The organism is Methylobacterium phyllosphaerae, from assembly GCF_001936175.1.
Lineage (GTDB): Bacteria > Pseudomonadota > Alphaproteobacteria > Rhizobiales > Beijerinckiaceae > Methylobacterium > Methylobacterium fujisawaense.
In genome coordinates, this window is the sequence record NZ_CP015367.1 from 4710087 (window position 1) to 4723363 (window position 13277).

Sequence of the window (13277 nt, forward strand, 5' to 3'; positions counted from 1 at the left end):
GGGGGTTCGGTTCGGGTATGAGCCTCGCGACCGGGGCGGTGACATCAGCCCCGGTCGCGATCGGCGGGTCCTGTGGCGCTGGGATGCGTGCCAGGGCCCGCCGCCCTTGAGGCTCGTTGGCTACGGCTTGTTGGCTGGGGCCGGGTTGGTCGTCGTCGCCGGAGGCGCCGGGTTTGCCGGTGCGGTGCTGGCAGGCGGCGGAGGAGGCGGGGGTGTCTCGGCCTTCTTCTCGTCTTTGCAGGCCGTGAGCGCGAGCAGGCCGACGAGCGGCAGCAGATAGCCAATACGCATGAGCGTTCCTCCTGTTTGGACCGGGTAGGCGGTAAGGAACGTCACCCGACCGCTGTTCGATCCGGCGCGCGGTGATCCCGGCCCCGCGCCTGATGCCGGTTCATCATGGGTATGGTCGCGGCTGCCCACCGCCACCGGTCTGATTTGGATGTCCCGCGAGACCATCCGGAACAATTCTCTCACCCCGTTCCATCATCGCAGACCGCCAAATCGGGACGGCACGGAGCGGGGATCGCGAGATTCTGCTTCGGGCCGGAAACAGGCGCGGCGACGACGTCCGCGGCCCTGAATTCTTGCCCGAAGGCGGACCGGGGGAAACCCACCCCGAGCGATCGCTCCGTTCCCCACCCATGGGGCCTAGGGAAGGCTGTCATGCCTTCCCGGGAGCAGCGCGCCTCGCCCTGGTCCCGAGCAATCCGGTTCAGGTGGATGGGCGCTTCAGCGGTCTTCGACGCTCTTCATGCGCAGGCGCCGACGCGTTATACGGCAGCGCTTGAGGTCTGATGTGTTCAGGACGTGCCCAGGTGCCGGACTATGAGGAAGAAGCCCGCATCATTCGCGAGCTGACGCGGGCGGGCGCCGGACCAGACCCTTTCTCGTCGGCCGTTCGCGCCACGCGCATGCCGATGCTCATCACCGACCCGCGACAAGACGACAACCCGATCGTCTTCGCCAACGCGGCCTTCACGCGGCTGACGGGCTATGGACGCGACGCCATCATCGGGCGGAACTGCCGCTTCCTGCAGGGACCTGCGACCGACCGGGCGGACGTCGCGCGCTTGAGGAGCGCGATCGACAGCAGGACGCCGATCGAACTCGACCTCCTGAACTATAAGAAGGACGGCTCGACATTCTGGAACCGCCTCCTCGTCTCTCCCGTGTTCGGGGAAGACGGTCAGCTCACCTACTTCTTTGCGTCCCAGTTCGATGTCACCCTGGAGCGTGAACGTCTGGTTCGCCTCCAGCGCGACCGCCTCGATCTGGAGGCGGAGGTCGCGCGGCGCAATGTCGAGTTGCAGGCGAGCGAGGAGCGCCTGCGCTTTGCCCTCGAGGCGGGGCAGCTTGGAAGCTGGAGCATCAACCTCGACACGGGGCATCTGACAGCGTCCGACAGCTGCAAGGCGATCTGCGGACGCCAGCCCGACGAGCCGCTGAGTCTCGAAGAACTGCGCGCCTCCATCCACCCGGACGATCGTGCGGTCCAGCAGGACGCGATCGAGCAGGCGATCGCGAACCGGTCGCTTCTCGACGCCGAGTATCGCCTGACGACGCCCGCCGGTCAGGAGCGATGGGTCCAGATTCGGGGGAAGGCGCATTACCGGGCCGACGGGACGCCGATCCTGATCACGGGAACATCGCAGGACATCACGGACCGTCGGGCGGTTCAGAGCCATCGCGCGCTGCTGACCCGCGAACTCCACCATCGCATGCAGAATACGCTGGCCTCGCTGCAAGCCGTCGTCTCGCAGACCATGCGGCGCGCCAACTCGCTGCAGGACGCCGCCGCGACGCTGACGGCGCGCATCCAGGCGATGTCGGCCGCCAATACCCTTCTGATCACGGAGGATTTCGGCAGCGTCTCGATGCAGGGCCTCATCATGCGTTCGCTCGCTCCCTTCGGGGTCGAAGACGGCGACCGCTTTCAGCTCTCGGGACCGGATCTGCGCCTGCCCCCACAGGTTGTCGTCGCCTACGCCCTGGCACTCCATGAGCTGGCGACCAACTCGACCAAGTACGGCGCGTTGTCTGTCGCCGCGGGTGTGGTCGACGTGGCGTGGAGCGTTCAGGGCGGGAAGGAGCCTCCGCTCCTCCATATTCGCTGGCAGGAGCGCGGAGGTCCCCCGGTCGTGCCCCCGCGGCAGACGAGCTTCGGAACCCAGCTGATCAAGCGCGTTTTGGCCACGGAGATCGGTGGGCGGGTCGATATCGACTACCGCGCCGAGGGCGTCGTCTTCACAGCCGTCGCCCCATTGGCGAACGCCGACCGGGATGACCGCGCTCAGACCGAATAGCGCCGTCCGCCGGCCATCCGGTTGCTGCCCCGGGCGGACCGTCGTCGGCCCGGGCGACCCGGCTTTCGGTTGCGGGACCGCGGGAGCCACGCCCGACCTCGGGCGTTGCATGACGGGCCGTGTCGTCGAACACGGTCGCCGGTTCGATCCCGAGGTGCCGCCATGGTCGCGATCCCCAATCCGTCGCCGGATGCGCAGGACGATCACCCCGAGGCGGATCTGGACCGGGTGAACGACCTCCTCGCCGTCTGGGCGGCCCGCTCCGCCGCCGAGAGCGCCGCGCTCATCGAGCGGTTCGAGGCGATGGGCTACGAGGTCCGGGACAAGTCCGAGGACGAGATCGCCGAGATCCTCCATCGGGCACCGACCCGTGCCGCGCGAAAGACCGCGGCGCGATAGCTGAGAGTTGTAGGTAAAAAAACCTTGAAATTCTGATTTTTCCTGATATGGTGCGGCTTCGGCGCGTCCGTGGTGAACCATACGGAACAAAACATGAACAAACCTCTCAAGGGTGGCCGCGTGGCTTCGGTGAAGGCGCGACCGCGCGGCGCCGGACCTGGGGATCTGCCGGCGGATGCGTGCCGCCTTCTGGCGCGACTGGGCGAGGCGGGCGCCGATGCGCGGCCCGATCCCCTGGTTGAGGATGCGCTGGTGATCCGGCGCGGCGGCGGCGGTGTCTCGGTGGGGGGCGGGCGCTTCGCGGCCGCGGCCGGCCGGGCTCTGGCCGCGGCCGATCTGGCGACGTGGAACGAGGCCGGCACGCGGCTGACGATCACGGAGGCCGGGCGGGCGCGCCTGCGCCGGCAGGCCATGCCGGGCGATCTGGCCTTCGCGGCCCAGCACCACGACCTCGCCGTCGTGGAGGGGGGTGGTGCGGGGCCGACCCTCCGCAACGCTGCCGAGAACCCCCTGGCCTGGATGGTGCGCCGCCGCGACCGGGACGGCACGCCGCTCATCGACGCGGCGGCGTTCGAGGCCGGAGAGCGGCTGCGGCGGGACATGACCGCCGCCGCGTTGCTGCCGCGCATGGGCTCGGATTTCGGGGCCCCCCGGGTCGATGGCGGCGGTCCCCGCGACCCGGCCAGCGCGGCCGACCACGTGATCGCGGCCCGGCAACGTGTGCGCGGGGCCCTCGATGCGGTCGGGAGCGACCTGTCGGGCCTGCTGATCGACCTCTGCGGTTTCCTCAAGGGCCTGGAGCGGATCGAGGCCGAGCGGCGCTGGCCGGCCCGCTCGGCCAAGGTCGTGGCCCGCATCGCCCTGGGGCGGCTGGCCGAGCATTACGGGCTGGAGCGGGAGGCGACGGGGCCCGATCGGGGCCGCCTGCGCCTCTGGCGGGGGTGAGGCCCCTCAGGCCCCGGCGGCGAGCCGGACCGCGTCGCGGTGGATGCGTTCCGCCATCGCCCGCACGCCGTTGGAGCGCTTCGAGGTCACGTGGGCGCCGAAGCGGAGCTGCCGGAACAGGTCGAGGCCGTCGGTCTCGGCGGCCTCCCGGGGCGTCTTGCCGGTGTAGAGCGCCACCATCAGCGCCACGAAGCCGCGGACGATGAACGAATCGCTGAAGCCGTGGAGGACGAGGCGCGGCGTGCCGTCGGACGGCTCCGCCTTCGTGTCGATCCAGACCTGGCTCTCGCAGCCATGGACGCGGTTCGCCTCGGTCCGCTCCGACTCGGGCATCGGCGGCAGGGCGCGGCCCAGCTCGATCAGATACTCAAGCCGCATGTCGTCGTCTTCGACGATCTCGAAATTCTCGATGATGGTGTTGATCGGAGGAAGCATGCTCGGCCGGGTCCGGTAGGGTCCACGCCGCTATAGGCCGACCGCGCCGTCATGGCGACGGGGCCCGGCGACGCGGTCGCTCATTGCGCGGCGGGGCGGGTCGGCGGCAGGGTCAGCCACAGGGGATCGCCCGGGCTGGCATCGCCCGACACGCTGATCTCGGCCTGTGCCGCGTAGGCGGCGATGAGGCGGGGGCCGAGCTTCGGGACGTTCGACCGGCCGGAATCGGCCATCTCGCTCACCCCGGAGACGATCGACAGGCGCGCCGGGAGGCCGGACTCGATGTCGATGGCGATGGAGCAGGCGACGTGCTCGGCCGTGGCGTCCAGGCACTCGGCGACGATCTCGGCGACGATCATCCCGAGGGCGTTGGCGGTACGCGGCTCCACGAGGCCGTTCCCCGAGCCGCCGACATGGACGCTGATCCGCCCGGCCCGCCGGAGCTGCCCGAGCCCGGAGGCGAGGCGGTGGAGGTAGTCCTTGAGGTCGATCGACGCGATGTGCGGCGCCTCATGGAGATGTTGCTGCACCAGCGCGATCGCCCGGACCCGCTGGCCCAGGGCCTCGAAGCTGCCCCGGCAGGCATCCGGCGCCGCCCGGCCGTAGAGGCCGATCAGGCTGACCATCACTTGGAGGTTGTTGCGGACCCGGTGGTAGACCTCGGCCAGCAGCGCCTCCTTCTCGGCCAGCGCGTGCTCGATATGCTCCTCCGCGTGCTTGCGGTCGGTGATGTCGAAGCAGGAGCCGAGATAGCCCTGGAACCGGCCATCCTCCATGAGGGGGCGGGCCGTGTCGAGCAGCCAGCGGTACTCGCCGTCGTGCCGCCGCAGCCGGAACTCGACGGTGAACGGAGCCCGCGCCTCGAAGGCCTCGGCGACGATCCGGGCATGCCGGTCGAAATCCTCGGGATGCAGTCCGCTGCGCCAGCCGAGCCCGAGTTCAGCCTCGAGGGGGCGTCCGGTGAATTCCAGCCAGCACTCGTTGTGGTGGATCGCGTGACCGGCCTCGTCCGAGCGCCACATCATCAGGGGCACGACGTCGGCGAATCGCTTGAAGCTGTCGCTCAGGGCAGCGGCTTCCGCGGTCCCCTGTGCCGGACCCCGACCAGGATCCCCCGAGGGGCCGTTATCCGGCGGTTGTGCCGCGCCGGACCCTGGTGGCTCACCGACCATTCTGTACCCGATTCACTTTGACGAACTGCGTAAAAGGCGATGCCTGCGTGCGGATGGCGCCGGTCAACGTGTCGACCGGACGGCCGTTCCGGTCTTCCACCGCCTTCAACAGCGCACTTTCGGCGACGATAGCCGCGATACCTTTCGAGCCCGTTCCGCGCCCCGCCGCCCTGCGCGCCCGGACCGGGGCGCACGGCCGGACCGCACGCGCCGGCGAGCCGGTCGGACAGACCGGCCATCATGCGGGAGCGACAACCTGTGAGTGACGATGAGATAACTTTAGATAGTTCGTGACGCGATGCTCTGGTTGTGTCTGATGGTGTTTGACACAACCTTGAGGGCGCCGTGCTGCCTGGCCCGATCGCGACCGTTCCCATCCTCCGCCGGAGAGGCGCCGGTGGCGACGCCAGCCGGTGGCGGATCACGCTGCGGCCCAGAGCCTTCCGCCGGGGCGCTGCCCGCTGGTGCGCCCTCGGTGGCTGCCTCCTCCTCGCCATGGCGGGCAGTGCGACCGCGCGGCCCTTCTCCGAACCGGACGACCGGAACCTCGACCGGCACGGCCATTACCGGAGCCGGGACGGATCCGAGGTCCATCAACCGGCCAAGAGCCTCGACGGCGCCAAACCGGCCGGCGCCACCGCCAAGTGCCGGGACGGGACGTGGAGCTTCAGCCATACCCATCGCGGCACCTGCTCCCGCCACGGCGGCGTCGCCCGGTGGGAAGGCTGAAGCCCAGGGCGATCTCTGCCTTAAATCCTATCCTGGGCCAAGAATAGGAATTTGCGCTTGACACCGTCGCGCTGCCCGTGTATCAACACGGCACGGTCGAGACGTGTGCGGAGAGACGCCGATGTGGCCACCTCCTCCCAGCCGGGCGGATAGCCGCGCCGAGGCCCTGAAGCTTCTCCGAGAGACCGATCTGCCGTTCGACGCGATCAGCGCCCGCCTCGGTGTCCATCCGAGCACGGTCCGCACCTGGAACGTCCGGGCCGGCTGGCTGAGACCGCGGAAGCATCGGCCCAGGCTCCTGACGGCGCGGTGGCCGGCGGCGCGTCGGGCGGCGCTGATCCGCCTGCTCTGCACCCCGGGCGCCGATCCCGGCGACGTCACCGAGATCCTGGGACTCGGCCGGCTCGATGCCGCGATGCTGGCCTCGGCCTTCGGGGCGGATCTGCCGCCGACTTTGATCCGGCGCGGCGACCCGGCGACCGATCCGGCGACCCTGCGGACGCATCTGCGCGCCCACATCCTCCGGCAGATCGCCGCCTTCGACGCGACGCTGAGCGGGGTGGGGCCGGCCGCGCGCGACTCCGCCCGGATCCTGCGCGACCTCGGCGGGCTCAAGCGGCTCCTCGACACGGTGGATGCGGACAGGGCGCGGAGCGCGGGGGAGGAGGGGGGCGATGGGAGCGAACCCGACCTGCCCGCCCTGCGCGCGGAGATCGCGCGACGCTATGCTGGCTTTATCGGCGGCCGGACGGCTGCCTGACTTCCTCGGGACCCTGCCTCAGGACCTGCTCCGGGCCCTGGCCGGCGACTGGCTGCATCAGGCCCGGCCCGATCAGCTGCCGCCGCCCGAGCCCTGGACCACCTGGGCGGTGATCGGCGGCCGCGGCAGCGGCAAGACCCGCACCGGGGCCGAGTGGGTCGACGCCCTCGCCCGGGGCGATCCGGCCTTCACCGAGGACCCGGTCGGACGGATCGCGCTCGTGGGCGAGACCCATCTCGACGTGCGCGACGTGATGGTCGACGGTCCCTCGGGACTCCTCGGCCTGCCGGCGCGGGGGCGCGCCCGCCCGGTCTGGTCGCCGAGCCGCCGCCGCGTCGAGTGGAGCAACGGTGCGGTCGCGCTGGCCTTCTCGGCTGAGGAGCCGGACGCCCTGCGCGGTCCGCAATTCGGCGCCGCGTGGTGCGACGAGGCCGCCAAATGGCGCCGGCCGGACGCCGCCTTCGACATGCTGCAATTCGGCCTGCGCCTCGGCGCCCGGCCGCGCAACTGCGTGACGACGACCCCCCGGCCGGTGCCGCTGATCCGCCGCCTGCTCGCCGATCCGCGCACGGTGGTGAGCCGGGCCCGGACGCATGACAACGCCGCGCATCTCGCGCCGGACTTCCTCGACCAAGTGGTCGGGCGCTACGCCGGCACCCGGCTCGGCCGTCAGGAACTCGACGGCGAGCTCATCGCCGACCGGGACGACGCCCTGTGGAACCGCGCCGCGCTGGAGGCGGGCCGGGTCGCCGCCGCGCCCGATCTCGGCCGGATCGTCGTAGCGGTGGATCCCCCGGCCGCCTCCGGGGCGCGCTCGGATGCCTGCGGGATCGTGGCGGCCGGGCGCGCGGGGGGGCACGCCTACGTCCTGGCCGATGCGAGCCTCGCCCGCGCCACCCCGCAGGCCTGGGCGGGTACGGCGCTGGCGCTCTATCACCGGCTCCAGGCCGACGCCCTCGTGGTCGAGGTCAACCAGGGTGGCGAGATGGCCGCCGCCGTGCTCGGCCAGTGCGACCCCGCGGTGCCGGTCACGCGGGTGCACGCCACGCGCGGCAAGTATCTCCGCGCCGAGCCGGTCTCGCTGCTCTACGCCCGCGGACTGGTCCACCATGTCGGGGCGTTCCCGGCGCTGGAGGACGAACTGTGCGATTTCGGGCCGGACGGCCTGTCCGGCGGGGCCTCGCCCGACCGGCTCGACGCCCTCGTCTGGGCGCTGACGCATCTGATGCTCGGGCCGCAGGCCGAGCCGCGGATCCGGCGGCTTTGACCGCGGCGTCTAGAAAACAATTCGGCGCGCTTCCGTGAGAAGCGCGCCGGAGGTGGTTCGTGGTCTCTGGAACGAACTGCATCCTGTATACACAATGTCGTGCGCCAAAGCTGTAGCTGTCCTGCCACGGCGTGCCGTCCCGTGCTGGGAATCCCCACCACAATTCTTTCCGCTTGTGCGACGGCGGCGGGTGGATCGGGCCGCGCATCCTGGGGGCACGATCCTTGCCGTCAGCTGGGGGCGCCGCAGGCGCGCCCGGCATCCAGGACCCCGGGCCCTCGGCGGGTCCTGCAATCCGGACGGTCCAGCACGGGGGGCGCCGTCACGGAGGCGCGGTCAGGGTCCGCAGGGCGGCCCGGACGTCGGCCAGGGAGCCGACCAGGGCATAGCAGGCGAAAGCATGCGCGCCGGCGGCGGCGTGCGCCACCCGGAACCGGCAGCTCAGGCGGTTCGCTCCGGCCTCGGCGTCGACCGCGAAGCCGGGTCGCGGCGCGTCGGGCTCCTGCTCCGGCGGGCCCGGCGCCCAGACCGCCAGGGCGTGCGAGCCCTCCGGCGTCGCCAGGATCACGGGGTCCGGCCGCTCCCCCGGTTCGGGATCGAGGGGCGCGATCCCGCCGCTGGCCGGGTCGAAGCGCCAGGCCGACGAGAATTCCGCCGGCACGGCGGCGGCGAGGGGTTCGAGCCGGAGCGCCGCCGCGGCCTCGGCCAGGTCGAAGCGGGCCTGCACCTCCACGGCGTTGCCGAGGCCGGGCAGGCCGAGGGCAATCCGCTTGTGCAGGATCGGGGCGGGCAATGCCGCGGCCGCGGCGCCCGTCGGGCAGTCTGACGGGGGCTCGTCGGCGGGATCCGACGGCCCGTCCCAGGCCATGCGGGTCTCGGTCTCGGCCCAGCTCCGCCCGGCGCGCAGGGCGCGGAGACGGCGGGCGGCGGGTTCGCCGGTGGGGTCCTGCGGGGTGCCCGCCTCGCTCGCCTGGCGGCAGCCGCCTCCGGACCCGACCTCCGCCCGCGCCTGCAGGGCATCGCCCGGTTCGGTATCGGCCAGGAACGTGACGCCGTCCCAGGTCAGGGTGTCCACCGCTCCGGCGACCCGCCGGGACAGGCGCAGGCTGATCTCGGACCGGCCGAAGGGGCGCGCCAGGATCAGGGTTCCATCGGGTTCCGGCCAGAGGGGCGCGGGCCCGGGCGCATCCCCGGCCCGGGCGGGCACGGCGAGGAGCGCCGCGACGAGGCCGCCGAAACGGGCGGCGCGGAAGCGCGCCCGGAACCGCGCCTGGGGCCGTGTGGGGAACCGGGGCTGCATCGCGTGACCATAGCTCAGGAACGGACCGGCATGTCGACCCTCCTCGAACGGCTGGCGCGGGTGGCGCGCCGCGCCAGCGGCGGCCCGGCGCTCGCCACCAAGGCCGCCGCGGCCCCGGCCTTCGCCCTCTATGCCGAGGGCCGGGCCAGCTGGACGCCCCGCGATCCGGCGGCCCTCGCCCGGGCCGGCTACCAGGCCAACCCGGTGGTCCACCGGGCGGTGCGGCTCGTCGCCGAGAGCGCCGCGAGCCTGCCGCTGATCGCCACCGGCCCCGGGGCCGAGCGGGCGGGCGCCCTCCTGGCGCTGCTGGCGCGGCCGAACCCCCGGGAGAGCGGCACGCACCTGCTTGAAACCGTCTATGCCGACCTCCTGCTCGGCGGCACGGCCTATCTCGAGGCGGTGAGCCTCGACGGGCGGATCGCGGCGCTCCAGGCTCTCCGGCCCGGGCGCATGCGGATGCTGCCGGGCCCGGACGGCTGGCCGACGGCCTATCTCTACACGGCGGGCGGACGCAGCCGCCGGTTCGATCTGCCCGAACCCGGGGCCGCCGTGGCGCCGATCCTGGCGCTGGCGCTGTTCCACCCGGACGACGAGACCGGCGGCCTCGCCCCGATCGCGGCCGCCGCCGCGGCCCTCGACATCCACAACGCCGCGAGCGCCTGGAACAAGGCGCTCCTCGACAATGCCGCCCGGCCGTCCGGGGCCCTGGTCTTCGGAGGGGCGTCGCTGTCCGAACCGCAATTCGACCGGCTGAAGGCGGAGCTGGAGGCGAATTACCAGGGGGCCGCCAATGCCGGCCGTCCCCTGCTGCTGGAGGGCGGCCTGGACTGGAAGCCCCTGGCGCTGTCGCCGCGGGACATGGATTTCGTCGCGGCCAAGAACGCGGCGGCCCGGGAGATTGCCCTGGCCTTCGGCGTCCCGCCGCTGCTGCTGGGGCTGCCCGGCGACAACACCCACGCCAACTACGCCGAGGCCAACCGCGCCCTCTACCGCCAGACCCTGATCCCCCTCGCCACCCGCACCGCGCAGGCGCTGGCCGGCTGGCTGGAGCCCGCCTTCGGCCCCGTCGACCTGGAGCCGGACCTCGATCGGATCGAGGCGCTGGCGGTGGAGCGGGAATCCCTGTGGCGCCGGGTCGAGGCCGCCGATTTCCTGTCGGTGGCTGAGAAGCGCGAGGCGGTGGGCTACCCGCCAGCGATGCCGCAGGAGCCGGGTTCCCGGTGAGGCGCAGGTCTCCCTCCTCCCGGCGCGGGGGAGGGAGGGCCCGTGGCAGTTCCGAACGTCCCCTCACGACCCGCTTCACGCGAGGATCCCCCCATGGACGGGCATTTCTCCGGCTATGCCAGCCTCTTCGGCGTGCCCGATCTCGGCCGCGACGTGGTGGTGCCCGGCGCCTTCGCGGTGAGCCTCGCCCGGCGTGGGGCCGCGGGGGTGCGGCTCCTGTTCCAGCACGACCCCGCCGAGCCGATCGGCCGGTGGCTCGCCCTGCGCGAGGATGGCCGCGGCCTGTTCGCGGAAGGCCAGCTCAACCTCGCGGTGCAGCGCGCCCGGGAGGTCGACGCCCTGATGCGCGGCGGCGGCCTCGACGGGCTGTCGATCGGCTTCCGCACGCTGCGCGCCCGGAAGGGCGCCGGCGGCGAGCGCCGGCTCCAGCAGGTCGAACTCTGGGAGATCTCGCTCGTGACCTTCCCGCTGCAGCCGGGGGCGAGGGCGAGCCCCAGCCCCGAGCCGGATCCGGAGGCCGACGCGATCCGCGGCCTCGCCGGCCTGATCGCACCGCTCCGCACCGCCAGACCCGCCGCCCGGCCTCGGCTGGCCGCGCGGTCCTGACTTTCACCCCGCCGACGAGGCTCACGATGGACGCCCAGACCCTGAACACCGATTCCGCCTTCGCGACGAAGAGCGGCCTGCCTCTTCTGGAGAACAAGGCCGCGCAACCCGAGGGCGGCCCGGTCCGCTCGGCCCTCGACGAGCTCGCCGCCGCCTTCGCGGCCTTCAAGGAGACGAACGACGCCCGGATCGACCAGATCGAGGGCCGCCTCGGCGCAGACGTGCTCACGGAGGAGAAGCTCGCCCGGATCGACGCGGCCCTCGATGCCGCCCGCACCCGCCTCGACCGGATCGCCCTGGAGCGGGCCCGGCCGCCCCTCGGGCAGCCGGACGTCCGCGAGGCGGGGGCCGCGCACGAGCACAAGGCCGCCTTCGATCTCTACGTCCGGGCCGGCGAGAGCGGCGGCCTGAAGCGCCTGGAGGCCAAGGCCCTGTCGGCCGGCTCCGGGCCGGACGGCGGCTACCTCGTCCCCGACACGATCGAGCGCACCGTGCTGACGCGCCTCGGCCAGGTCTCGCCGATCCGGTCGATCGCCAGCGTGCAGCAGATCTCGGGATCCCAGTACAAGCGAGCGGTCTCGGTGGGCGCGCCGGTGACCGGCTGGGCCGCCGAGACCGCGCCACGACCGGAGACCGCCGCGCCGGCCCTGTCGGAGATCGCGTTCCCCGCTATGGAACTCTACGCGATGCCCGCCGCCACCCAGACGCTTCTCGACGATGCCGTGGTGGATCTCGACGCGTGGCTCTCGGCCGAGGTGGAGACCGCCTTCGCCGAGCAGGAGGGCGTCGCCTTCGTGTCCGGCAACGGCGCGAGCCGCCCGCGGGGCTTCCTCAGCTACGACACGGTCGCCAATGCCGCCTGGGTGCCGGGCAAGCTCGGCACGATCGCCACGGGGGCGGCCGGGGCCTTCCCGTCCGCCAGCCCGGCGGACGTGCTGTTCGATCTGGTCTACGGGCTGCGGGCGGCCTACCGGCAGAATGCCGGCTTCGTCATGAACCGGCGCACCCAGAGTGCGATCCGCAAGTTCAAGGATGCGGAGGGCAACTACCTCTGGCAGCCGCCGCTCGCCGCCGGCCGGTCCGCCACGCTGATCGGCTTCCCGGTCACCGAGGCCGAGGCGATGCCGGATCTCGCCAAGGACAGCCTGTCGGTGGCCTTCGGCGATTTCCGCCGGGGCTACCTCGTGGTCGACCGCACCGGGATGCGGGTGCTGCGCGACCCGTACTCGGCCAAGCCCTACGTGCTGTTCTACACCACCAAGCGCGTCGGCGGTGGGGTGCAGGATTTCGACGCGATCAAGCTGTTGAAATTCTCCTGAGGGGATGCCGCGTCGCTCCCCTCGGCGCTTTCGGATCGCCGCGCCGGTTCATCCGCGATGCGCGCTCCTCCGCCGTCAGGGAGAACCGGGACGGGGGGCGTTCGGACGTCACCGGACCGCTCGGTCCAGAGCCGCCCTCACCCTTGGCCCCTCCCCACAGGGGGAGGGGGGATTGCACGCGTCCGGGACGGCGCCGGTCTCGGACGGGGACGTGTGATCCCTCGGGCCAGCGCCTTCAGAAGGACCGCGCGCCTTCAGCGGCCCGGATTGCCGTCGCGCAGGGCGCCGGTCGGCTCTTGGACGTGGGCCTCCAGGAACCAGAGGTGCTTGTCGACCGCCCGGGAGATCTCGGTGAACAGGTCGGCCGTGCCGGGATCGCCCGCTTCGTCGGTCTCGTCGATGTTCTCGCGCACGGCGTTGGCGTAGCCGGCATAGCTGTCGATCAGCGCCGCGACGTGGTCGGCGATGGCGTAGATGCCGGTCGGGTAGGGCGGCAGCTTCGTGCGCTCGGCGACCACCTGGGCCGATCCGAAGGCCGTGGCGCCGAGCTGCACCGCGCGCTCGGCGACCTTGTCGTTGAGGTCGTCCAGCTCGGTGCGGAACCCGTCGAGCATCTCGTGGATGCCGATGAACTGCGGGCCCTTCAGGTTCCAGTGCGCCTGCTTGATCGCCAGGGCGAGGTCGATGCCGTCCGCGAGCCGTGCGTTCAGGGCGTCGATCGAGACCTTCTTGGCGTTCGAGTCGGTGTCGTTGCGGGTCTTGTGGGTCCGGGGTGTGGTGCTGGTGCCGCTCTCGGCCATGCTTTCGCTCCGTCAGTC

The 13277-nt window shown here is 72.2% G+C and carries 14 protein-coding genes; 9 read left to right on the forward strand and 5 right to left on the reverse strand.

Annotated elements, in window-relative coordinates:
- Positions 1 to 120 precede the first annotated feature (120 nt).
- The gene (locus tag MCBMB27_RS30290; protein WP_164706349.1) at positions 121 to 291 is read right to left on the reverse strand and encodes a hypothetical protein; all 171 of its coding nucleotides are present in this window, start codon (positions 289 to 291) and stop codon (positions 121 to 123) included.
- A gap of 503 nt (positions 292 to 794) precedes the next feature.
- Here MCBMB27_RS30290 and MCBMB27_RS21430 point away from each other — a divergent pair.
- The 3 genes from MCBMB27_RS21430 (at position 795) to MCBMB27_RS21440 (ending at position 3647) form a co-directional block, all read left to right on the forward strand.
- On the forward strand, positions 795 to 2303 hold the full coding sequence (locus tag MCBMB27_RS21430; RefSeq protein WP_257787390.1) for a PAS domain-containing protein: 1509 nt from the start codon (positions 795 to 797) through the stop codon (positions 2301 to 2303).
- Positions 2304 to 2465: 162 nt separating this feature from the next.
- On the forward strand, positions 2466 to 2702 hold the full coding sequence (locus tag MCBMB27_RS21435) for a hypothetical protein (protein WP_052083757.1): 237 nt from the start codon (positions 2466 to 2468) through the stop codon (positions 2700 to 2702).
- Between the two features lie 93 nt (positions 2703 to 2795).
- Positions 2796 to 3647 (forward strand): DUF6456 domain-containing protein, encoded by an 852-nt coding sequence (locus tag MCBMB27_RS21440; RefSeq protein WP_170861827.1) that lies wholly within the window; start codon positions 2796 to 2798, stop codon positions 3645 to 3647.
- Positions 3648 to 3653: 6 nt separating this feature from the next.
- Here the strand turns inward: MCBMB27_RS21440 and MCBMB27_RS21445 are convergent, their stop codons facing one another.
- Both MCBMB27_RS21445 and MCBMB27_RS21450 read right to left on the reverse strand, forming a co-directional pair.
- On the reverse strand, positions 3654 to 4082 hold the full coding sequence (locus tag MCBMB27_RS21445; protein ID WP_075381241.1) for a SufE family protein: 429 nt from the start codon (positions 4080 to 4082) through the stop codon (positions 3654 to 3656).
- Positions 4083 to 4162: 80 nt separating this feature from the next.
- Positions 4163 to 5254, reverse strand: a complete 1092-nt coding sequence (locus MCBMB27_RS21450; RefSeq protein WP_170861828.1) for a sensor histidine kinase — start codon at positions 5252 to 5254, stop codon at positions 4163 to 4165.
- 345 nt (positions 5255 to 5599) lie between these two features.
- Here MCBMB27_RS21450 and MCBMB27_RS30630 point away from each other — a divergent pair, with 345 nt between their 5' ends.
- From MCBMB27_RS30630 to MCBMB27_RS21465, 3 genes are all read left to right on the forward strand, one after another.
- Positions 5600 to 5983, forward strand: coding sequence for a DUF3761 domain-containing protein (locus MCBMB27_RS30630; RefSeq protein WP_236952773.1), 384 nt, complete (start codon positions 5600 to 5602; stop codon positions 5981 to 5983).
- 121 nt (positions 5984 to 6104) lie between these two features.
- On the forward strand, positions 6105 to 6743 hold the full coding sequence (locus tag MCBMB27_RS21460) for a helix-turn-helix domain-containing protein (RefSeq protein ID WP_075381242.1): 639 nt from the start codon (positions 6105 to 6107) through the stop codon (positions 6741 to 6743).
- A complete protein-coding gene (locus MCBMB27_RS21465) occupies positions 6709 to 8010 on the forward strand; it encodes a DNA-packaging protein (RefSeq protein WP_083683661.1) in 1302 nt (433 codons plus the stop codon). Before MCBMB27_RS21460 ends, MCBMB27_RS21465 begins: the two co-directional genes overlap by 35 nt.
- Positions 8011 to 8332: 322 nt before the next feature.
- Here MCBMB27_RS21465 and MCBMB27_RS21470 read toward each other — a convergent pair whose 3' ends face one another.
- Positions 8333 to 9310 carry a hypothetical protein gene (locus MCBMB27_RS21470; RefSeq protein WP_075381243.1) on the reverse strand — a complete coding sequence of 326 codons (978 nt, stop codon included), beginning with the start codon at positions 9308 to 9310 and terminating at the stop codon, positions 8333 to 8335.
- A 30-nt stretch (positions 9311 to 9340) separates the two neighbouring features.
- Between MCBMB27_RS21470 and MCBMB27_RS21475 the strand changes: the two genes are divergently transcribed.
- The 3 genes from MCBMB27_RS21475 to MCBMB27_RS21485 all read left to right on the forward strand — a co-directional run bounded on the left by MCBMB27_RS21475 (position 9341) and on the right by MCBMB27_RS21485 (position 12459).
- The gene (locus tag MCBMB27_RS21475) at positions 9341 to 10534 is read left to right on the forward strand and encodes a phage portal protein (protein WP_075381244.1); all 1194 of its coding nucleotides are present in this window, start codon (positions 9341 to 9343) and stop codon (positions 10532 to 10534) included.
- Positions 10535 to 10627: 93 nt separating this feature from the next.
- Entirely contained in the window at positions 10628 to 11140 is a 513-nt protein-coding gene (locus MCBMB27_RS21480; RefSeq protein ID WP_043355122.1) for an HK97 family phage prohead protease, read from the forward strand.
- A gap of 26 nt (positions 11141 to 11166) precedes the next feature.
- Complete coding sequence (locus tag MCBMB27_RS21485) at positions 11167 to 12459, forward strand: phage major capsid protein (protein WP_075381245.1); 1293 nt, start codon at positions 11167 to 11169, stop codon at positions 12457 to 12459.
- Positions 12460 to 12713: 254 nt separating this feature from the next.
- On the opposite strand, the gene dps is transcribed toward MCBMB27_RS21485, so the two are convergent.
- Complete coding sequence (dps, locus tag MCBMB27_RS21490) at positions 12714 to 13259, reverse strand: DNA starvation/stationary phase protection protein Dps (protein ID WP_043353382.1); 546 nt, start codon at positions 13257 to 13259, stop codon at positions 12714 to 12716.
- Positions 13260 to 13277 lie beyond the last annotated feature (18 nt).